At 29.7% G+C, this 22098-nt stretch carries 18 protein-coding genes; 6 read left to right on the top strand and 12 right to left on the bottom strand.

Annotated features, from left to right (window positions below):
* Positions 1 to 151: 151 nt before the first annotated feature.
* From metG to ACWJKS_RS00255, 5 genes are all read right to left on the bottom strand, one after another.
* Positions 152 to 2092, bottom strand: coding sequence for a methionine--tRNA ligase (metG, locus tag ACWJKS_RS00275; RefSeq protein WP_462960211.1), 1941 nt, complete (start codon positions 2090 to 2092; stop codon positions 152 to 154).
* 505 nt (positions 2093 to 2597) lie between these two features.
* A complete protein-coding gene (locus ACWJKS_RS00270) occupies positions 2598 to 4262 on the bottom strand; it encodes a putative ABC transporter permease subunit (RefSeq protein ID WP_216303306.1) in 1665 nt (554 codons plus the stop codon).
* Positions 4255 to 4980, bottom strand: a complete 726-nt coding sequence (locus ACWJKS_RS00265; RefSeq protein WP_216303305.1) for an ABC transporter ATP-binding protein — start codon at positions 4978 to 4980, stop codon at positions 4255 to 4257. The genes ACWJKS_RS00270 and ACWJKS_RS00265 overlap by 8 nt, the downstream gene beginning before the upstream one ends.
* A 247-nt stretch (positions 4981 to 5227) precedes the next feature.
* Complete coding sequence (locus ACWJKS_RS00260) at positions 5228 to 5764, bottom strand: spore maturation protein (protein WP_165414495.1); 537 nt, start codon at positions 5762 to 5764, stop codon at positions 5228 to 5230.
* Between the two features lie 49 nt (positions 5765 to 5813).
* Complete coding sequence (locus ACWJKS_RS00255; protein WP_220286922.1) at positions 5814 to 6389, bottom strand: nucleoside recognition domain-containing protein; 576 nt, start codon at positions 6387 to 6389, stop codon at positions 5814 to 5816.
* Positions 6390 to 6567: 178 nt separating this feature from the next.
* Between ACWJKS_RS00255 and ACWJKS_RS00250 the strand changes: the two genes are divergently transcribed.
* Positions 6568 to 7428, top strand: coding sequence for a putative ABC transporter permease (locus tag ACWJKS_RS00250; RefSeq protein ID WP_462960210.1), 861 nt, complete (start codon positions 6568 to 6570; stop codon positions 7426 to 7428).
* 112 nt (positions 7429 to 7540) lie between these two features.
* Positions 7541 to 7726: a hypothetical protein gene (locus tag ACWJKS_RS00245; RefSeq protein WP_216303302.1), complete on the top strand. Its 186-nt coding sequence runs from the start codon at positions 7541 to 7543 to the stop codon at positions 7724 to 7726.
* Between the two features lie 164 nt (positions 7727 to 7890).
* Here ACWJKS_RS00245 and truA read toward each other — a convergent pair whose 3' ends face one another.
* Both truA and ACWJKS_RS00235 read right to left on the bottom strand, forming a co-directional pair.
* Positions 7891 to 8628 (bottom strand): tRNA pseudouridine(38-40) synthase TruA, encoded by a 738-nt coding sequence (gene truA, locus ACWJKS_RS00240; protein ID WP_216303301.1) that lies wholly within the window; start codon positions 8626 to 8628, stop codon positions 7891 to 7893.
* 114 nt (positions 8629 to 8742) lie between these two features.
* On the bottom strand, positions 8743 to 10275 hold the full coding sequence (locus ACWJKS_RS00235; protein ID WP_462960209.1) for a YiiX/YebB-like N1pC/P60 family cysteine hydrolase: 1533 nt from the start codon (positions 10273 to 10275) through the stop codon (positions 8743 to 8745).
* Between the two features lie 337 nt (positions 10276 to 10612).
* Between ACWJKS_RS00235 and cls the strand changes: the two genes are divergently transcribed.
* From cls to ispF, 4 genes are all read left to right on the top strand, one after another.
* Complete coding sequence (gene cls, locus ACWJKS_RS00230) at positions 10613 to 12067, top strand: cardiolipin synthase (protein WP_216303299.1); 1455 nt, start codon at positions 10613 to 10615, stop codon at positions 12065 to 12067.
* Positions 12068 to 12504: 437 nt separating this feature from the next.
* On the top strand, positions 12505 to 13077 hold the full coding sequence (locus tag ACWJKS_RS00225; RefSeq protein WP_220286924.1) for an anti-sigma-I factor RsgI family protein: 573 nt from the start codon (positions 12505 to 12507) through the stop codon (positions 13075 to 13077).
* 138 nt (positions 13078 to 13215) lie between these two features.
* Entirely contained in the window at positions 13216 to 13995 is a 780-nt protein-coding gene (gene rluF / locus ACWJKS_RS00220) for a 23S rRNA pseudouridine(2604) synthase RluF (protein ID WP_216303297.1), read from the top strand.
* Positions 13996 to 15020: 1025 nt separating this feature from the next.
* Complete coding sequence (gene ispF, locus ACWJKS_RS00215) at positions 15021 to 15488, top strand: 2-C-methyl-D-erythritol 2,4-cyclodiphosphate synthase (protein ID WP_216303296.1); 468 nt, start codon at positions 15021 to 15023, stop codon at positions 15486 to 15488.
* An 80-nt stretch (positions 15489 to 15568) separates the two neighbouring features.
* Here the strand turns inward: ispF and ACWJKS_RS00210 are convergent, their stop codons facing one another.
* The 5 genes from ACWJKS_RS00210 to rsmI all read right to left on the bottom strand — a co-directional run bounded on the left by ACWJKS_RS00210 (position 15569) and on the right by rsmI (position 22056).
* Positions 15569 to 17482, bottom strand: coding sequence for an EAL domain-containing protein (locus ACWJKS_RS00210; RefSeq protein WP_462960208.1), 1914 nt, complete (start codon positions 17480 to 17482; stop codon positions 15569 to 15571).
* Between the two features lie 480 nt (positions 17483 to 17962).
* Positions 17963 to 18169 carry a hypothetical protein gene (locus tag ACWJKS_RS00205; protein WP_462960207.1) on the bottom strand — a complete coding sequence of 69 codons (207 nt, stop codon included), beginning with the start codon at positions 18167 to 18169 and terminating at the stop codon, positions 17963 to 17965.
* Between the two features lie 217 nt (positions 18170 to 18386).
* Entirely contained in the window at positions 18387 to 18980 is a 594-nt protein-coding gene (locus ACWJKS_RS00200; protein ID WP_462960206.1) for a DUF1836 domain-containing protein, read from the bottom strand.
* A gap of 988 nt (positions 18981 to 19968) precedes the next feature.
* Positions 19969 to 21096: a C40 family peptidase gene (locus ACWJKS_RS00195; protein ID WP_216304495.1), complete on the bottom strand. Its 1128-nt coding sequence runs from the start codon at positions 21094 to 21096 to the stop codon at positions 19969 to 19971.
* A gap of 117 nt (positions 21097 to 21213) precedes the next feature.
* On the bottom strand, positions 21214 to 22056 hold the full coding sequence (gene rsmI, locus ACWJKS_RS00190) for a 16S rRNA (cytidine(1402)-2'-O)-methyltransferase (RefSeq protein WP_165414575.1): 843 nt from the start codon (positions 22054 to 22056) through the stop codon (positions 21214 to 21216).
* Positions 22057 to 22098: the final 42 nt, after the last annotated feature.

Here is a 22098-nt window from a genome sequence, read left to right as displayed (position 1 = left end):
CCTCCTTGTAATTCTTAGTAGTATTTATAACAACTAATTATAAATCTATCCTTATTAAAGTTCAATAGGTCGATGTACCCTAAATAAGGCACATTCAAATGCAAAAGCATGAAGTCTAATTTACTAGCACTTCATGCTTTCTAAACTCAAATTACCTTACTGTACTTCCAGTAGGTAATTCACCCGGCACCGATATTGCAAATAGCTTGCTATCGTCTTCTGTAGCTGCTGAAATTATCATCCCCTGTGATAATTCTCCCCTTAAAGTAACAGGCTTTAAATTAGCTACTAATACTACGTACTTTCCAATTAGTTCTTCTGGCTTATAGTGCTGAGCTATTCCTGAAATTACTTGTCTTACTTCTCCACCTAAATCTACTTTTAGCTTAAGAAGCTTTTTAGCTTTTTTCATTGGCTCGCACTCTAATACTTTAACCACTCTCATATCTATCTTGTCGAAATCTTCTATAGTAATTTCTTCTTTTAATTTCTCCATAGTAGGCTTTTGCGCCGCTTTTCTTTGTGCTTCTACAAGTGCATCAAGCTCCTCTATTTTAGCTTCTACATCTATTCTTGGGAACATTATATCACTTTTATTAACTTTTGTTCCTGCACTTGTTCCATCGAAGGATGCCAAGCTGTCCCATGTAGTTATTTCTGCATTTATTTGAGCATTTATTTTCTTACTTGTAGTTGGTAAAAACGCCGATATCAATACTGATGTCATTCTTAATGATTCCACTAAATTGTACAATACTGTACCCAGTCTTCCCTTTTGCGATTCATCTTTTCCAAGTATCCATGGGGTTGTTTCATCTATATATTTATTAGTCCGTCTAATAAGTGTCCAAGCATGGTCCAATGCTTCAGAAATTTTCAAATCTCCTATCGCTTTCTCTACCTTATCTGGAACTGCAAGCGCTAGTTCTATTAGTTCATTATCAACATCAGCTTTTTCTGATGGTGCTGGAATAACGCCGTCAAAATACTTTTCTACCATTGTTACTGTTCTTGATAATAAGTTTCCTAAATCATTAGCTAAGTCTGAATTTGTTTTCCTTATGAATATTTCACTAGTAAATATTCCATCTGAACCAAATGGTATTTCATGAAGTAGATAATATCTTACTGCATCCACTCCAAAATGATTCACTAGTGTTACCGGATCCACTACATTTCCTCTGGATTTAGCCATTCTTACTCCACCGTCAACAAGAAGCCAGCCATGGCCAAATACTTGTTTTGGAAGCGGTAGGTCTAATGCCATTAGCATAATTGGCCAATAAATTGTATGGAACCTTAATATATCTTTACCTATTAAGTGTACATCCGCCGGCCAGAATTTCTCATAAAAAGATGTATCTTCGCCATTATATCCAAGGGCTGTTATATAGTTTGATAAAGCATCTACCCATACATATATAACGTGGCCTGGATCAAATTCTACCGGTATTCCCCAGTCAAAGGTTGTTCTTGAAACACATAAATCTTGAAGCCCTGGTCTTAAGAAGTTATTTAACATTTCATTTTTTCTTGATTCTGGTTGAATAAACCCTGGATGGGTCTCTATATATTCTATAAGTCTGTCAGCATATTTTGACATTTTGAAAAAATACGCTTCCTCCTTTGCTTTCTCCACAGGCCTCCCACAATCAGGGCATTTCCCATCTACTGCCTGAGTTTCTGTCCAGAAAGATTCACAGGGAGTGCAGTACCATCCTTCATATGCACTTTTATATATGTCACCTTGATCATATAGCTGCTTAAATAACTTTTGAACAGACTTCTTATGATACTCATCTGTAGTCCTTATAAACTTATCATAGCTTATGTCCATAAGCTCCCACAATTCTTGTATGCCCGCTACTACTTTATCTACATACTGTTTTGGAGTGACCCCTTTTTCCGCGGCTATTCTTTGAATCTTTTGACCATGCTCATCTGTTCCCGTTAAAAACATTACATCATAGCCTGTAAGTCTCTTAAATCTAGCAATTGCATCCGCCGCAACAGTTGTATAGGTATTACCGATGTGTAGTTTTGCTGATGGATAATAAATTGGTGTAGTAATGTAAAAAGTTTTTTTAGTCATAGTTTTATCCTACCTCTCGTATTGAAATTATTTATAGTTCTCAATCCCATGAATATAAATATATTAACTAGCTTTAATAATCCCTAAAGATTATAATTTCCCGGAAAATAAAAAAGTCTCTAAACAGAAAAAAATTCTGTTTAGAGACGTATTTAACGTTTTACCACTCTAATTTATCTTTACATCACTATAAAGACCTCAATGGGTGACCATCATCACCTGTCAATATAACGGTTGCTCCCGTATTATCCTAACAATTAAATTTAAAAGTATATTTTCACAATAAACTTTAAATTTTTCACTTAGATAATATGCTTAAAGGCCATCTTCATAAGCTACCTTGCTACTGATTTTCACCCTTCTCAGCTCTCTTTTAACAATTAGGCTTATTACTCTTCTCATCATTGCATTTGTTTAATAATAATCATATTGCAAATAAATCACTATGTCAATATTTTTATCCTAAAATCAATAAATTATACTTAGGTCAACATTATTTTATATTTTACGACTCTATTTTTCTTAATATTTCTACCCCTTTTGTACCTAACAGGTAATACAGCACTACATCTATAATCGCATATGAAGATGCTATTATAGCAAATGTAGTCCATTTAGTTAGTTCAAATTTGATAACCATAAATACTGTAAGCCCACCTAAAGCTATGCAAATAATTATACTAATCATAACATTAAGATTCCGTTTAATTGCCTCTTGCTCTGTACTCCACTGAAGTTTAGGGAAATTCAAATCAATAAATATCCCTATAAAAGATGTAAATACTATTCCAAAAAAACCAACTATAATCATTAATAAAACTAAATCTATCGGTATCTTAAGAAATATTAAACCAATTATAGTTACCATAAGCATACCAGCTATTCCTAAAACTACTGCAGATAATACCTTTGCCATAAGCTGATCTTTATATTTCATAGGTATGTATTTTAATATAAATACATTTTTACCTTCTCTTGATATTGCTGTAGTTGCAATTGCATTACTGCAAGATGCAAAAATCATAAATGCAAAGAAGCCGCCTAATGCTACGCCTGAACTTTTGTTGTTTTGTAAAAACTTAGCTAACATATTAAGTTGAGAACTAGCACCTTTTTGTGCAAAAATTGGTATAAGCAAAAATACTGGCCATAAAAAATTCATAAGTACACAATTCATAAAATAAATCGGTGTCCTAAATAAAAGCTTTAACTCTTTTATTATATATACCTTTAGTGAGGAATTTTGTGCCGTATTTTTTATAAGCTCAATGCTACTAAGAGTTTTCCTTTTTGAGGTTGTTTCAGATATCCCCATAACACCTTTAAAATACAATGCTTCACCCAACATTATAAATATCATTAATGCAGCTAATGTTATTACTATAAATAAAATCAAATTGATAAACCCCTGAACATTAGTAGTATTAATTAAACTATTTACAGCTATCTTAGTACTAGGAAATAGCTTTGTTGCCAAACCAACTAAGGAATTATTTCCCTGTGCAAACATTTTAGTAACTTCTGATTGGCTTAGATTTTGTGAAAACCTTTGGATATATATGTTTATTCCTACACCAAAACACATAGCCATAAGTCCACCCACTAATCTAAACCTATCCTTGTTTTTAGCTATATTAGTAAATCTCATTATAATCATATTAATTACAGATGCAATTACTAAAGGAACTATAGGCAAGAGTAAAAATATAATAACTCCATAGCCATAATACAACACCCCTGCATTACTCTTTATACCGTATGCAACTATTGTAGGCAAAAAAAATATTATTTCTGTGAAGTATTCATAAATTAATACTACAGCAAATTTAGCTCCCATAATGTGCCATGGCTTAAAAGGTAGTGGTAATAAATTTTCTACATCCATAGAAAAATAAAATATACTCATAGCATAAAAAATACCAAAAAAGAAAATTACAACGCTAACAATAGATAATCCAAATCCCAATATAACTGCTTCTTGACCAATTTGATGTAATCCATCATAGGCCGTAAATATAAACTCTCCAAACCCTATAGCCATAGGTGTGAATGCTAGTACTAAAAGTAATCCAAGCAATATTCCTTTTATCTTTTTTTTATCTTTCTTACTACTAGGGGATCCAGTTCCTGTTTTTAATAATACCTTAGTTAGCGCTATAAATTTATACATTTTCAGTCATCTCCAAGAAGATTTTTTCAAGTGACCCACTGGCTTTAAAATGTTCCCTTAGTTCTTCAAGGGTTCCACAGAATAATATTTTCCCCTTATTTATTACAGCAACCCTATCGCATATTTTTTCAGCTACTTCTAGAACGTGAGTTGAGAAAAATACGGTTTTCCCGTTATTTGCATGCTCTTTCATCATTTCCTTCAAAACATATGAAGATTTAGGATCAAGGCCCGTCATTGGCTCATCTAAAATCCAAACTTCTGGTTCATGAAGAAGTGCTCCCATAATAATTATCTTTTGTCTCATACCATGAGAATAACTTTGAATTTGGTCCGTTAGCGCATTGCTCATTTCAAATCTATTTGCTAAAGCTTCGACCCTATCTTTTCTAATAATACTTGGCACATCATAAATATCTGCCATAAAGTTTAAATACTCAATACCCTTAAGTCTTAAGAACATGTCCGGATTGTCTGGTACAAAGCCAAATAATTTTTTAGCCTCTAAATCATTTTTTTCAATATCAATTCCATTGATATTGATTCTTCCGCTATCAGCACTTAATATTCCAGTAATCATTTTTATGGTAGTAGTTTTACCTGCTCCATTTGGGCCTAAAAATCCAAATATCTCTCCGTCCCTTATAGTTAGACTTATGTTGTCTACAGCTTTATTCTTACCATTATAGCTCTTATTTACGCCAGTAATTTCAATCATATTATATCCCCCTTACATTCTTCTAATATAAATAACAATTATATCTGTTATCTACCTTATTTTACTCCAGTATATTTATAATATCATACTTTTTCTTTCTTTTACAATTTGTGTTATAAGTTTAATCTTCTTCGAAGCTGCAACATTAATAACTTCAGAAGGAGATTTATACCCCACTGAAGTTTTCTCTTTCTTATATTATGTATCTCCACTTATATAAATGGGGAACTTCCCTTTTAAAATGTCCTTAAAAGAAGAACTTAGCCAGGTTAACTGCCATTATAATTGCTGTAATATCTGCTAATATTGCTGCTACTAGTGTATGCCTTATTTTTTTTATATTTACCGCTCCAAAATATACTGTCAAGGTATAAAAAATGGTTTCTGTTGATCCCATTATTATGGATGCCACGCGTCCTATGTAACTATCTGCTCCATATTGCTTTATAATATCAGTGAATACTCCTAAAGCTCCACTTCCTGAAAGTGGTTTTATTAAAACTAAAGGAACAACTTCAGGGGGGAGTCCAATAAACACAACAACTGGTTTTACTAAATAAATAAAAAAGTCTAAAGCCCCGGAAGCCCTAAATACATTAACAGCTATAATCATAGCCAAAAGATACGGAAAAATTTTCAGGCAAATAGTTATTCCGTCCTTTGCGCCTTCAACAAAACACTCATATACCTTCACCTTCTTAATAACTCCATATATTACCACAAGCGTTATGATAATTGGAATTATTCCCTTTAAAATATACGATACTAAATTAGCTATAATCATCCTATTTCACCTACCCCATCTAAATTTAAACATTAATATTTCTATATATTTAAAAATACCTTTGTAGAATTTTACAATAAACCACGCCTAAGACTGCAGCAGTACCTGTTGCAATTATTGCAGGTATTATAATAATTGCTGGATTTTGAGAGTTATACGCAGCCCTAATAGATATCACCGTTGTAGGCAGAAGCTGAATGCATGCAGCATTTAAAACTAAAAATAAAGCCATGTCATCACTAGCTATATCTTTTTCATTATTAATTTTCTGCATCTCTTCCATAGCCTTTATGCCCAAGGGTGTGGCTGCATTAGAAAGTCCCATCATATTGGCTGTTAAATTCATGGTAATACTAGCCATCGCCTTCTGGTTTTTTCCAGCTTCTTTAAATATTATTTTTAATATTGGCCTAAGCAGCCTTGCCAATTTATCAGTTAATCCACTTTTTTCAGCAATTCTCATTATCCCACACCAAAGACACATCATTCCAACGAGTCCCATTACTAATTCCACAGCACTAGTTGTTGATGAAACAATAACTTTTGATAAAATCTCTCCTTTTCCTGTAACAATACCAATAATTGTCCCAAATGATAAAATTAAAAACCAAATAATATTTATCATGTATTTTCCTCCTAGAATTCAAATTAAATTATCATTGCTTAATTAATATATATGTAGTTATTTCTATAAAATTGCATATAATAATATTTATTCATCCCATATACTATAAAAAAAACGCTTTTTGTGTTATCATTTTCTTATTCAATGTACAATGGGCTAAAAAAAAGGGAGTTAATCTATGATTAATATGACTTTGTTAAATTCTAGCGTATTTACGCTTTTTTATTATTTTATTATCTATTCCTTTATGGGATGGTGTCTTGAAACAGTATATGCTACAGTTAAGAAAAAAGAATTCATTAACCGCGGCTTCCTCCACGGTCCCTTTTGTCCTATTTATGGTTTTGGTACTTTGGCAATAATTGTTTTGCTAAAGCATATTGAAACTAATTATATTTTCCTTTTTTTAGGTTCAGTATTTTTAACCTCTGCTCTAGAGTATATGACAGGTTATATTCTAGAAACTGCATTTAATAGTACTTGGTGGGATTACGGTGATGAGCCATACAATCTTAAGGGTAGAATTTGCTTATCCTTTTCTATAATATGGGGCTTTGTTTCCATATTTATTTTGAAGGTAATTCACCCCTATATTATTTACATAGTAAATTTAATACCACCTATCCCAGGCATAACACTTTTTTATATTCTATTCCTATATTTCTTCATTGATTTTATAATTACTGTGAATACAATATTTAAATTAAGGTCCCTATTAACCCAATTAAATACAGTATATTCAGATTTAATCGATAAACTTCCAGATTTTAAATTAAATTTAGGGAATACTAAGGATATGTCTGAATTAAAAATTAAATTGGACCAGTTAATAGAAAGTGCCGAAATTAAGATGAGTAAGAAAAAATCTAACGTTGAGACTATCATAAAAGAATTGAAAGTAAAATATGATTCTTTGGTTTTCAAAAAATCCCCCGATTATTCAAGACTTATAAAAGCCTTTCCTGACGTAAAATTCAAAGGTTTCGATTCTATTTTGAAAGATGTTAAAAATAAAATTCTTAAGAATAAGAAAAGTTAATTTTTTCGATTTTACATAAAATAAAAGTCATTCTTAACTTGAAATTAGTAATTACTAATGTTAGGGTTTAAGTATATTTAATGAAATAACATAAGTTAAAGGAGATTAAAAAATGAAAGAAGCTAATCTAAAACTAGCACAAAAGGGCATTGATGATGCACTCGACACTATAGACGTGTTAGAAAAAACTATAAAAGAAACTCCTCTTCCAAAAAATATATTAAAAGATAGTTTTTATATTCTCTCTAGAAAAGTTGATGAAATTGAAGATATATTAAAGAATGAAGGAATACTGTAGTTTGGCATATATAGCTACATAAGGTATATTCAAATAAGATCCTCAGCTATACAGGAGATGTTTTAACTAAACATAAAACTAAAAAGAGGCACATAAGTTAATACTTATGTGCCTCTTTTAAATCATCACCTTTGGTGCTGTAATATTAACCATTTTATTGGTTTTTAATAATTAACTTCTTCTAAAAATAAGCCTTTTGCTGGTGCAATATGTCCAGCATATTTTCTTTCTTTTTTATCTAAAATATCACTAATTTCATTTACAGATTTTTCACCCAGGCCCACTTCAACAAGTGTCCCAACTATTAATCTCACCATATTTTTCATGAATCCATTTCCTTGAACACTAATTTCTATATTTCCATCATCATTTACGATATTTATTGTATAAATATTTCTTATAGTAGACTTTTTCTTTGTTTTAAGTGTTGTGAAACTTTGGAAATCATGTTCTCCTATTAAAATTTCTGCTGCTCTTCTCATATTTTCAATATTTAGAGGTTGTGGCACATGATAATCATATTTTCTAGTAAAAACATTGTGTGCTTTGTTATTACAAATATTATATACATATTTTTTAACTTTAGCATTATATCTAGCATGGAAATTGAGATCCACTTCTTCGACCGTCTTCACTACAATGTCTTCTGGTAAATATTCATAGCAATAACTACGCATTTTATGATCTGGCATTGTGCATTCTGTTCTAAAATTTGCTACTTGGTTTGTTGCATGTACTCCTGCATCTGTTCTTCCAGACCCAATAATTTCAATATTTTCTTCTGCCATCTTACTTAAAACGGCTTCTACTTTGTGCTGAATCGTATTATCGCTATCTCCAAGTCTTTGCCATCCTTTATACCTAGTACCATCATATTCTATTACAATTTTTATATTTCTCATATTTATTATTTATCCTACTTTCTGTTTTAGAATTTAATCTAATATTTTAACTATATTTTTTAATACTTAACCATATTTTTAATACAATGCTTATATTATATACATATATCATAATTAATAAAACACACCATATAAAATAATTTTTAATTTTGACAATGCTGAATTTAATATTACTATAGGATACCTTATTTCTGTTTTTAAAATAACCCTTCTCCTTAACATTCTCCACTTAGATAGCTTCCAAGTTATTTTTAAATCATTTTCGTTTTTCCTTATAGCTTTTCTTTCTCTTTCACTACCATCATAAAATATTACAAAATCAAATTCTGCATTTTCACTATCAAATTCTGAATCAAATTTTTTAATAATATTATTAGGTGAAAGTAATAGCCTGCCAGCTTTTGCTTCTAAGTTAAATGTAAGCCCTTTCTTATTCCTTGAACATAAATACGATTTATAAATTAATTCACTACAAAACAAAGCATTATCTGTCATAATGTCAAAATTATAATCATATGCCTTCCCTAAAGATTCAAACGCTGTAAACAATGCTTTTAATTTATCCTCTTTAGGTAATTTAGGACGTAATGCAGAAAAATAGTCAACTTTTGCAATAGCATCTAGAGGATTTATTACCACACCAGGGGCAATAACTTCTATAATATATTCTCCATTATTTTCATTGCATAAACTATCATATACTTTAGGATAAATTACTTTTACATACTCTGAAACACACAAACAATCCCCCAGTGGGATGTCGTTAAAATACTTGTCCAATTTTTCTAAACAGCCTATATAAATCCCAGTGTGAGTCCAAAATCCTGGTAATCCCAGGTTGGTTAGTTGATAATTGTTCCTCTTTAAAAGTATATCCCCTGGTAGCAATTCTTCTTTTATAATATTAATATCTTCATTACTAACATATTTCTCTTTTCTACTAGAGTAATCAACTCCAGTAATACTTATAGCGATCCATTTTTGAAATGGGAACCAAAAATCAAAAATATTTTTTTCAAAAAAATTAATCATATTATTTTTAACAATATTTCTATGATTTTTAACAAGTTTTATAACATTTAAATAATTATAACTTGCATAATTTAATAATTCTTCTTCGTTTTCATCTCTTTCATATCCATAAACTTCATAGTGATTTACCATAAAATCAAAGTAATGCTTATTCCTAAACAAAGATATCATATAATAAATTTCTGTAATTTCTTGTGTAATATAATAATATTGTTTTTTATTAATATTATATTCGGGCCTAGCCTCATTTAACATTGACTCCAAATACTTATTTTTTTCTATAATGTTAGCTAACAATACAGCATTTTTACGTATCGCTATGGTAGAGGCATAAATTAATAATATATTTTTATATTTAGTGTGTGAATCTTCTGTATGTTTTAATATAAGTTTATTTTTATATTTTTCCCGTGTTTCATTCAATTCATTATAACATCCTACATAACTAACCCACTTGTCTAATATACTTTGTTTGTTAGTTAAAGACATATTTTGAATATTAGAACTAAATAGACTTTCGCTACTTTGAATCTCATTCATCACAAGTTCTAATTCTTTTATAAGCTCTAAGGATTTGTTTATTTCCTCATCAACTATTCTATGAACTAACCCCATATCCTTATCCCCGATTCCATTCTCATTTTTAAAGTAGCAATCTAGTATAAACCTTCATGCACAAATAAAAAAACAATACATATTATTAATATATTCATAAATTCAATTCAAAACATACTTCTTCACATAAGTTGATTTCAGCAATTTAATTTTATTATACCATAAAACTTACTATTCCTTTAATAATATAAATTATAATACTGAAATATTTCTATTTTACTCAAAAAACATTTAATAAAAAAATAGATATTCTATTTATACGTATTTTTAATGTTTTTTTATACGCTTTTATATGTATACTATCATTATAAGATAAAATGAATTTTTGGAGGCACATATGTTTACAAATGAACTATTGTTACATTTTTTAAATTTATTATTTATTATCAATATCCTCTTCGCCTTGGCAGTTGTATTTCTTGAACGCAAAAATCCTGCAAGTACTTGGACTTGGCTTATGGTATTACTATTTTTACCTACCATAGGATTTATTCTATACTTATTTCTTGGTCAAAATTTGAAAAGAAAAAAATTATTTTCTCTAAAAAAAGAAGAAAAAGAGAATCTTACCTCAATTATTGATAAACAAAAGGAGTTCTTAAATAATGAAGATTTAATTAAAACTAATCCTTTTTTAAGTAAATACTCTGACATTATGACACTTAATCTTTGCAGTGATAATTCTTTTTACACTAATAATAACAAGGTAACCATATTTACTGATGGCAAATCAAAATTTGATCAACTTAAAGAAAACCTTAAAAATGCAAAAATATATATCCATATGGAGTATTATATATTTCAAAATGATAATCTAGGAAGAACTATTCTTGAAATTTTATCCCAAAAAGCTAAAGAAGGGGTGGAGGTAGAATTACTCTATGATGGTATGGGATGCCTTAAAGTGCCTAAGCGCTTTTTCGCCCCACTAATTGAGGCTGGCGGAAAAGTTGTTTGTTTCTTCCCACCCTTTGTTCCTTATATAAATCTAAGAGTAAATTTTAGAAATCATCGTAAGATCTGTACTATCGATGGTCAATATGGCTTTATAGGTGGTTTTAATATTGGTGATGAATATTTAGGTCTTTCTAAAAAATTTGGGTTTTGGAGAGATACCCATTTATTCATACAGGGCGATGCAATAGATGCATTGGAATTGCACTTCCTAATGGATTGGAGATTTGCCGCCAATGAAAATTCAATTTTTGATAACAAGTATTTCCCTCACAGAGCTCACCTTGGGAATACAGGTCTACAAATAGTTTCAAGCGGTCCTGATTCAACTTGGAAGTCTATTAGAAATGGATATTTAAAAATGATTAGCAAAGCTGAAACCAATATTTTTATAGAAACTCCTTATTTCATTCCAGATGACAGTATATTAGAAGCTTTAAAAATAGCATCCTTATCCGGAGTCGATGTTCGCATAATGATACCTAGTAAACCAGATCATCCCTTTGTGTATTGGGCTTCTACATCTTATATGGGAGAGCTACTAGAATCAGGCGTAAAATGTTATACCTACACTAAGGGCTTTCTTCACAGTAAATTTCTTTCTATTGATAAGTCTATAAGCTCCATAGGCACCGCTAATTTAGATATTAGAAGCTTTACTTTAAACTTCGAAATTAATGCTTTTATATATGATAAAGAAATAACTTCCGACTTAGAACATTTTTTTATGGACGATTTAAAATTTTGCGATGAATTAACTCTCGAAAAATATGTTAATAGAAGTTTTATTGTTAAATTTAAGGAATCTATTTCAAGATTACTTTCGCCTATATTGTAATAAAAACTCTCACAAACTTTTTTAATGTTTGTGAGGTTTTTTATTATAATATTCCTAATTTATTTTGACCCTAAAATATATACTAAATAACAAAAGGGAAATCATTAGCCCTCTTAATTTCATTGTATGCTCCCATTTTATGATTTAGAATTATTACTAATCCATATTTCTTATCTTTATGAACTAATGGAATTATTAATAAGCTTCTCATGTGATATAATAATAATTGAAACTCAGTGCATACTTTGTATATTCTAGTTTCCTTAAATCCTGAATATAATGCTTATCAGCCTCTATAATTATAAAATCAATTTATTACATTTATTCTCCTTTAAATAGTTACTTAGGTTTATCTCCTCGCCATAACCGTGGCAGGCATAAGTTCCAATCCATTATCATTTTTAAATACACTTACAGCATATAAAAGGGGTGCCACTATGCAAAAATCCGGTAAAATAATTAACATTGAAAAAAATAAGGTCTATATCATAACTCAAAATAATGAATTTGTAACCCTTGAAAAGCATACGGCTCATCCTAAAATAGGCGAACTATATGTAGGTAAAGAATTTCGAAGCATTTCCGTTTGGAAGTACTTATTGGCTATTTCTTGCATCCTATTACTTTTATTTTCAATAAGAAAATTATATTTGGATAATAGATATAATTTTTCTGTTATAGTCGACATGAATTGTTCTCTAAAAATGGAGGTAAACGGTTCAAATAAAATTACAAAAGTAGAAGGCAGAAGTCCTGGAGGCTATAAAATAAAACAACTTGTAAATTTAGAAAATAAATCCTTGGATGAAGCACTTCATTTAATTTTAGATGAATCGCTTAAACAAAAATACCTAACTAAAGCACATGCGGACGACGGTTTAAAAATTTATATATTTGTTTCTGAAAATAAAAATAAAACTCCAATTAACTTAACTGAGTTTAATAGGTATGCTGGTACACATAATTTCAAGGTATCACTAAATAATAATGGTCAAGCTGTAATTGACTAAGGGTATCCCGCTTAAGATACCCTTACAACTATTTGTATGATTATTTAACGACATTTAATCTCCGCAGGAGATGATTTAACCATATAATATGAGTTGTATACCTTAATCTTATTTTATAATTCCAAAGGACGGTGCAAAATGAAAACCACACCTAATGAAAAAGAGAAAAACATTATTCAGCCCTATGAAAATAGTGCTTTAAAAATTAGATTAAATAAATTTATAAGTGAAACGGGTTTTTGCTCTAGGCGTGAAGCAGATAAACTGATTGACAAAGGCAATGTCACCTTAAATGGCAAAATCCCTGAAATGGGCACTCAAGTATCTGCAGCTGATCACATTGAAATAAATGGTAAACCATTAAAACATAAAGTAGAATTTGTCTACTTAGCTTTCAATAAACCCGTTGGAATAACCTGCACTACTGAGCATAAAGTTAATGGAAATATCATAGATTTTATAAATTTTAAAAAAAGAATTTTCCCCATTGGTCGCCTTGATAAACCTTCTCAAGGTCTTATATTTCTAACTAACGATGGAGACATTGTGAATAAAATTTTACGTTCAGGTAATAACCACGAAAAAGAGTATATTGTTACTGTAGATAAACCTATATCCCCTAATTTTATAAAGAGTATGGCAAATGGTATTCCTATACTAAATACTATAACTAAAAAATGTTTTGTAAAAAAAGAAGGCAAATATGTTTTTAAAATAATTTTAACAGAAGGACTTAACCGTCAAATACGAAGAATGTGTGAGCATTTAGGGTATGCTGTTGTGAAACTTGAAAGGCTTAGAATTATGAATGTTTCTATAGACAACTTACCCCTTGGGAAATGGAGATATCTAACGCCAAAAGAACTAGTCGGTATTAATAAGTTAATTTCTGATTCTATTAAAACTGAAAATGCTTAAACATCATCTTCTATGCTTAAATGTAGTTAAAAAGCACACAAATTTGTGTGCTTTTTGGCTTATATAAAGGTTATCAACATTATTCACACAGAAATTGTGGATAACTTGTTAGTCTTAGTTAATAATAACTATCTTATTTAACTTCTGCTTTTTTTTGTAAATATATCTTTAAATTTATTAGTAATTATCTCTTTATTACCCTTGAATTCAAATATTTCTTTAGTCTTTTTCTATGAGATATTATCCAATATTTTTTTACTGACTCAAAGGTAATTTCTTCTATGGGACTCCCTACAATTTGAGATCTTTTTAATTTTTTACTGTTTTATAGCTATTACATTTTAATTACATTTCTGGTGCTTAGGCACGCTACTAAACAATTTGTTATAGTTATCACTAAAAAACTTGACAACTTTTTCTCAACCTTTTAAAATTCTTTCTAAGTAATTAATATTTATTTTTCTATAAATATTACGTTATATTTCACTCTATTATTTTCATAAATTTACTAATAATTTGAAATTTTTTACTATTTTTTATTTAGACTAACAGATTGTACACATTAAGATTTACTAATCCACAAATGCACTAAAATTATGTATGTTTTTGTAAATTTATATAAAACATTTAAGGCTTATACACATTATCCACAGCTTTTGTGTGGATAATATGTGGGGTTGATGTTAATGAATACTTTATAGTATTAATTATAGACGTTTTTAGAATTTTTTATGTAAATACTTGCATTTTAAATAAAATATTTCTAAATTTTATTATTAAGTTATGCACACTATCCACAGTTTTGTGGATAACATGTTAATAACTTATTGGCTATTTTCTCATCATATTTCCTATTACTAAATCCGTGAGTGCCTCACTACATATTTTAATGTGTTGCGCGAATAAATTTTCTTGATTACCTTCTCATGAAATGCTATATTATATAAAGAAAAGTATATATTCCTACTGTTACATTTCTATATATTTAAAATATTTATAAATTAAATTGAAAAGAGGTAATTCGCTTGAGAATTGGAATGGGCTATGATGTTCATAAATTAGTTAAGGGTAGAAGTTTAATACTTGGTGGAGTAACCATACCGCACGAGGCTGGATTACTAGGGCATTCAGACGCAGACGTTCTTGTTCACGCTATCATAGATGCTCTTTTAGGTGCTGCGGCTCTTGGTGACATTGGAAATCATTTCCCCGATACTGATGCTAAATATAAAGGCATGTCTAGCATTGTCCTACTTAAATATGTAGGCAGTTTAATAAAAAATAAGAATTACATAATCGAAAATATTGATGCTACAATAATTGCACAAAACCCTAAAATGGCGCCCCATATACCCCCTATGGTAATAAATATTGCAACTGCGCTACAATTACCTATAGATAAAGTTAACATTAAAGCTACTACAGAGGAAGGCCTTGGTTTTACTGGCCGCCTAGAAGGGATCTCTTCTAATGCCATCTGTCTTTTAAAATAAAATTTTATTTTCTGTTTGTTAGGGTCTGTAACTCCCACTTATAGAAGTGGGAGACTTCCTTCTGACATGTCGTTAAAATTCTAAAATCCTTGTTTCCAAATTCCATAATCTGCATGATCAATAAGCATGGCTGAAGAAAAATACGTACCTTGTCCATATTCAACACCTAGTTCCATTAGCTTTTCCTTTTCTTCCAAGGTTCGTATTCCCTCGGCTATAATCTTCATTCCTGTTTTTATCCCCATTTTAACCATATGTTCTATCATCAATGCTTTTATTTCATCTTTATGCACATCTTTTACTATCTCCTGAGAAATTTTTATAAAATGTGGCTTCATTTTTATCAATTCTACCATATTAGAGTTACCTTCTCCAAAGTTATCCATAGCTAATTTGAATTTTAATTCATCAGCAAAATTACGCCAAAATGCACTTCTTGGTATACGTTGTGTAATTTCTAAAACTAAGTTTGTCCCTTCCAATTTCTTTATAACTTTTTTTATAGTATGCCTAGTTGTATCCGATTGAAGCTTAAAAAATAATCCTTCTTCAATAAATGGTTCAAGTTTGTTTAGATAGTTATTTAATTTGTCACAAGCTAGTATAGTAAGGTTTTCCAAATCCCCGGTAAGTCTAGCTTTTTCAAACATTTCATCCGGGAAAAATTCTAATCTTGAATCCCTAACTAGTATTTCTAATGATTTAACCCTACCACTGTTTAAGTTTATAATAGGCTCAACTGTAAGCTCTATAGACTTATTTTTTATTATACCCGAAATGTGATATGCCTTTTCGTCAATTTTATATATTGAATCATTATCTAGATACTCACTTATTGAAGCTTCATCTAAAAACCATTGAACACTAGTGCTCGATAATAAGCTAGGATTATATAAATCTATAAGTTCATGCTTTAAAACTGCTCTTAAGTTATACATTGTATATATCATTGCTGCCATCCTTTTATTTTCATCCTTTGTTTTACGAATGAAATTCAATCCTGCAGAAACTCCAGCTAAATAAAAAGATGGCTCATATAGTTTATTTCTAGAATCCGAGAGCAAATAGTCTATACCATGTCTTAATTCTGGTATTATATCTCTCAATATACTAGCTCCTTCTCCATCTGGAATATCAACATATTTAACATTTTTTGTTAATTCGTCACATAAACTAATCCAAAATTTTCTTTGTTTATTGTTATCGAATTTTAAATAGTCCATTAAAGAATGTATTTCTAAATACCTTGTATCATAAAAAATATTACTATGAAGTTGGTAACTTCCAAAATCAATAATAGACGGTTTTTTCACCGAAACAATTATATTTCCTCCGTGCAAATCACCATGTATGCATGAATCTAAATATTTTATTTTACGACCACACCATACCTTTTCATCTGCAAAAAATTTATATGGATTCGGAAAAAATTTATCAACTCCATCAATGACTAGCCATTTTTTATCCTCATCGATCATTAATGTTTCAAAACCCTTTATAAATTTCTCATCCATAAATCTATAACCTAAGGAAGTTTTCATTATATCAATAGGAGATTTAATTTCAGAGATATGAGGCTTATTCCAATTATATAAAAATTTAGCTACTTGTTCTGAAGTTTGCTTAACTAATGCTAATTCATTTTCCATTGAATATTTCAATGTTTTAATTCCCAGTACATTATCTCCGCCTAATTCATATAAAACTCCAAATCTCTTTAAATTATTTTCACATTGTATTTCCACTTCATCAATAATTTCAGGAATATATCCTTCAATTCCATTCTCTATTGCTTGTAAGAATGCTTTATTATGTAATCCGCTTTCATTCATTTCCTGAATTTTTAGAACTCCTAATTTACGCGATTCACTAAATTCCACAGTATATACCGCCGCCTCAGATTGTCCATCATTTAATTTATTTATTATTTCTATAGGTTGATTTTCTTCTGCAAAATTTTCTAAAATCATTGTTTTCTCTTTCTGGCTTAGCATATTTTACCCCCTACACCAATTATTATTATACTATAGCTAAACATACCTTTATCCAGACTTATTGCATTTCATATGTTAATTTTATAAATTATAAACTATTTCGAGTTAAGTTAACAGTGTATAAACTATTAATTTCACTATAATATATTATTTACACTATTTATCGGTTAATTCACCCTTATATTTATAAACAGTGTTTTCTTTTTATAAGCTAAAATATACTTATCATTATTTGATTATACTACAAATATATAATATTACTATAAACGCAGAAAATCACACAAGCTTTATTAATTATAAAGCTTGTGTGATTAAATAAATGACGTTAAATCATCTCCTGCGGAGCTGCATATTAACGACTTCAGAAGGAGATTTATACTCCCACTGAAGTTTTCTATTTATTAGGGCATGTAACTCCAACTTATAGAAGTAGGCGACCTTCCTTCTGAAATGTCGTTAAAACTATGTTCAAAAATTTAGTTAGCTAAACAACTTCCTAGTGCAATAATACTTATCTTCTCTTTTCTCTAAATCAAATTCACTTATAGATGTAACTCTATCATGTTGCTCTACATGAAGCACATAACCCTCTTCATTCTGATTTCCAAAAAAAACTTTCGTGTAATTCATAACTTCTACTTTGTCCCCACACAGATCATAAATTAATGTTGGTACCTTACCAATCATATTCATCTACCCCTTTAATATTTATTAACTATAAGTTAATAAATATTATGGTGTACTACTATTTATGCTGAAAATGCTATTAATTTTGATTTATTTTTTTAAGATTTGGCATTGGATCCATTATAAATGGATCTTCATTCCTATTTCTGAATAAATATTAATTTTTATTTTCTGTTATCCCCCCGCTTAAAATAGTTAATATACACTTCTATATTTTTTAATTTTCATAATCATCTACAATTTTTCTTATTAATTTTTTTATTGCACTAGCTTGTGATACCAATGTCATTACAACTAAAAACACTGTTATTCTTTCCTCGTCACTTTCTTTTAAATTTAAAGCATTAATTATACTTTGTAATTTTGATTTATCACAAAACTGATTTTCTACGAAATGATTAAGGCTTTCCTTTTGCATATCAGAGAAAATTTTATAAGCTTTCTCCCATGAAATAATATCATCATCTCTATCATTAATTTCATTGAACGCTAGTCTAAAGACTTTTTTAATTTCCTCTGACGTAAGTATAGGTCTCATGTAGCTAAGTAAGACTAATTGGGCAAGGTGTAACTTTGTATAGCCTCTTTTTTTACTATCTTCTGGCTTAGATATAACTCCGCCTTTTATATAATTCTGTACTATATTATTAGTGTAATTATCAGCATCAAATTTATCATTTAAGTAATCAATCACTTGTGATAAAAACAAATCGTACTGAGGTAATTCTTCATACAGAATTATGCTGTTTTCGGATACCGATTTTGATAATGAAATTATATTATCTAGAGTAAATTTAGCCTTATCCACCATTTGTCACCTTCCAAAATTAATATACTAAATAAAATATATTTTATAGTCATGATCATATAATTATATTATAGGGTATGCATATACTATTACAAGTTATTTTCTTTTTTTTATAATTTGCATTATTTCTGTAGAAATTTGAAAATAACTAACCTAAGATTCGCATATAAAAATATTACCATATTAATGTTGTTTTTTCTTCGCTCTGTAAACTTTAATAATAAATAGCGGTTAATATAAATTATTAGTTTGAAAACCCACTAATTTTTAACATTATTTATAATACGCAATATACTCTACTCTTTTACAAGATTCTCGTTATGCAATTTGATTTAATTCACAGTTAATATTGCAAACATCTAAATTTTAACCATTATAATTAAGTTATCCACTGTTTTTAACATTTAATCAACAGAAGCTGTGGACAATTTAGTTTACACGGAAAGCCTTGTTTAAAAGCATTTACATATTAAAAGTAATTCTGACAAGTTTCTTATCCACATTATACATTATCACCTGTTCATAAACTGTTAATCCTTGTGTGGAGAAAAGAGTATTAAATTATTTTTCTACTTTCAATTTTTATCTTTTTCTGCCATTTGATTTTTATCTTATTTAAATAAATTATTATAGTTTGCAAGTGATTTTAGCTATATCTGAAATCACTTGCAAACTAACCCTCCCTATACTATCTAATCTCCCCAAAAAACAGCTGACTAATCCACTCCTGCTTTAGTCAGCTATGTTTTATACACTCAAACTTATTACCCCCCCTCAGCAATACCACATATCTTTTCTATTCCCTCTTTTGCTATTAATATTGCAATTTTTCTTGAACTCGTTTATATTAGTATTCGATAATTAGCCACAGAAAATATCATCCATCTTATATTTTCTGTGGTCAATTTACGGTTTTATAAAAATCAAACTTTACAATTTTCTCGTGAATAAAAAAACAGACTATTAAAATAGCCTGTTTTTTTATTCAAAATTACTTAACTCTTCTTGCAGTAAGGTAATCTCCTCGTGTCAATTCTGATATTTTAATCACATCTCCCGTACGAGGTGCATGAATATATGAGTTATTTCCTACATACATTCCCACATGATGTGGATCTGACGCTGAACCAAAGAAAATCAAATCTCCTGGTTGCAAAGCTTCTCTAGATACATATGATCCTTCATTTATCTGTGTATATGTAGTTCGGCTTAATGAAACTCCGAAATGGTTATATATATGTTGCATAAACCCAGAACAATCAAAATATTCAGGACCAGCAGCACCCCAAACATATGGTGTTCCTAAATAATTACTTGCATAAGCAACTATCGCATTAGAGCTAAGTGACGCTGACGCTGATCCTGATCCTCTAGATGGAGTAACATTAGATTGAGCAGTCTTAGCTGCATTATCTCTTATTTGTTGTATTTGCTTCATAGTAGCATCTACGGTAGCTTGTCCATCACTAATCTTGCCAGCATATAATTGTTTTTTCTTTTCAGCTTCCTTGATTAATGCATCTTGTTCTTGCTTCTTTTCTTTAAGCTTGCCTATCTTATTTTCATTATCAGTTTTCAACACTAATAACTTAGTTTTTTCAGCTTCAAGCACAACCTTTTTATTTTCAATTTTACTCTTTTCAGCTGTTAATTGTCCAATAATTTTATTATCATATTCCACAATTTTTTTAATGTTGTCAACCCTTGAAATAAGATCTTCTACTCCCTCGGAATCCAATAAAACTTCCAAATAGCTATCCGCACCATTCATATACATGCTTCGCATTCTCTTATTAAATAAGTCCTCTTCTTCTTTAATATTAGCCTCTGCAACTTGTATATCCTTTGTTGTTTTTTCTATTTGCTTCTGGGTCTCACCTATTTTATCTTTTGTTTTATCCACTTCTATGCCCATTTTTCCTATGCTCGAATCCAATTTTTCAATTGAAATTTCTATATCCGCAACATTATCTTGTATTTTCTTGTACTCGTTTTTTTGCTCCTCAAGCCGGCCCTTTTGATTACTAAGCTTATCCGATAATGGATCTGCCAATACCTGTATATTTATTGTAGCAGCCAGTCCAATTGTTACTATAAGCGATATTATTTTTTTTCGCAACTTAATCCCCCCATATCAAAAAATATATATATATATGTACTTTTATAATTTATTCACTCTTAAAACGACATTTTTATTATAACACTATTTTGCGCAAGTATTCATTGGGAACATAGGTTAAATTTCCAATGAATGCTTGTATACTTCTGATTTAGGCATATTTCTATCTTTTGCAACTTTTTTCATTGCATCTTTTTTATTTATTCCCTCATCCATATGTTTTTGTATATGTTCTTCTATAGTTAGTAAATCCCATTTAGCTCTTTCATCTTTATCTATATCTTCCTTACTCTTACCTTCAACTACTAATACATATTCTCCTCTTGGGGCGTTTTGTTTATAATATTCCACAGCTTCTTCTAAACTCAACCTAATTATCTCTTCATATAATTTTGTAAGTTCCCTGCACATTGATATTTTTCTGTTTCCAATACTTTCATATAAAAATTCTAAAGTTTTTAAGAGTCTGTGAGGAGCCTCATAGAAAATTAAAGTTTCACTCCTATTTATTAAATCATCAATAATAGGCTTTCTATCTTTATTTTCCCTAGGTAAAAATCCTCTAAATATGAATTTTGTAGTATCAAGTCCTGAATATACAAGTGCAGTAGTAATTGCAGTAGCACCAGGAAGCACTACGAATTCTATGTTCTGTTCTATACACTTTAAAACTATTACGCTTCCCGGATCTGATATTCCCGGCGATCCCGCGTCGCTAATTATAGCTATATTTTTACCTTCTTTTATCTGCTCAATTATATTTTGACTTTTTCCTTGTTCATTATGTTGATGATAGCTTATAAGTGGCTTTTTTATATTAAAATGATTTAGTAATTTTAAGCTTTGCCTCGTATCTTCTGCCGCTATTATATCTACATTTTGTAACACTTCTAATGCTCTGAGCGTTATATCCTTTAAATTGCCTATAGGGGTTGGAACTAAGTATAATTTTCCTGACATTCTTATCACCCTTTACTTTAATATTTGCATTAATTGGCTCTA

The sequence above is a fragment of the Clostridium sp. CM038 genome, from assembly GCF_055081105.1.
The sequence above is the reverse complement of the archived record's forward strand: the minus strand, read 5'-3'. Positions and strand labels throughout refer to the sequence as shown.

Excerpts from the sequence above, each read along its gene's own strand:
- metG (WP_462960211.1), bottom strand. The coding sequence starts at position 2,092 with ATGACTAAAAAAACTTTTTACATTACTACACCAATTTATTATCCATCA.
- ACWJKS_RS00270 (WP_216303306.1), bottom strand. The coding sequence starts at position 4,262 with ATGTATAAATTTATAGCGCTAACTAAGGTATTATTAAAAACAGGAACT.
- ACWJKS_RS00265 (WP_216303305.1), bottom strand. The coding sequence starts at position 4,980 with ATGATTGAAATTACTGGCGTAAATAAGAGCTATAATGGTAAGAATAAA.
- ACWJKS_RS00260 (WP_165414495.1), bottom strand. The coding sequence starts at position 5,764 with ATGATTATAGCTAATTTAGTATCGTATATTTTAAAGGGAATAATTCCA.
- ACWJKS_RS00255 (WP_220286922.1), bottom strand. The coding sequence starts at position 6,389 with ATGATAAATATTATTTGGTTTTTAATTTTATCATTTGGGACAATTATT.
- ACWJKS_RS00250 (WP_462960210.1), top strand. The coding sequence starts at position 6,568 with ATGATTAATATGACTTTGTTAAATTCTAGCGTATTTACGCTTTTTTAT.
- ACWJKS_RS00245 (WP_216303302.1), top strand. The coding sequence starts at position 7,541 with ATGAAAGAAGCTAATCTAAAACTAGCACAAAAGGGCATTGATGATGCA.
- truA (WP_216303301.1), bottom strand. The coding sequence starts at position 8,628 with ATGAGAAATATAAAAATTGTAATAGAATATGATGGTACTAGGTATAAA.
- ACWJKS_RS00235 (WP_462960209.1), bottom strand. The coding sequence starts at position 10,275 with ATGGGGTTAGTTCATAGAATAGTTGATGAGGAAATAAACAAATCCTTA.
- cls (WP_216303299.1), top strand. The coding sequence starts at position 10,613 with ATGTTTACAAATGAACTATTGTTACATTTTTTAAATTTATTATTTATT.
- ACWJKS_RS00225 (WP_220286924.1), top strand. The coding sequence starts at position 12,505 with ATGCAAAAATCCGGTAAAATAATTAACATTGAAAAAAATAAGGTCTAT.
- rluF (WP_216303297.1), top strand. The coding sequence starts at position 13,216 with ATGAAAACCACACCTAATGAAAAAGAGAAAAACATTATTCAGCCCTAT.
- ACWJKS_RS00210 (WP_462960208.1), bottom strand. The coding sequence starts at position 17,482 with ATGCTAAGCCAGAAAGAGAAAACAATGATTTTAGAAAATTTTGCAGAA.
- ACWJKS_RS00205 (WP_462960207.1), bottom strand. The coding sequence starts at position 18,169 with ATGATTGGTAAGGTACCAACATTAATTTATGATCTGTGTGGGGACAAA.
- ACWJKS_RS00200 (WP_462960206.1), bottom strand. The coding sequence starts at position 18,980 with ATGGTGGATAAGGCTAAATTTACTCTAGATAATATAATTTCATTATCA.
- rsmI (WP_165414575.1), bottom strand. The coding sequence starts at position 22,056 with ATGTCAGGAAAATTATACTTAGTTCCAACCCCTATAGGCAATTTAAAG.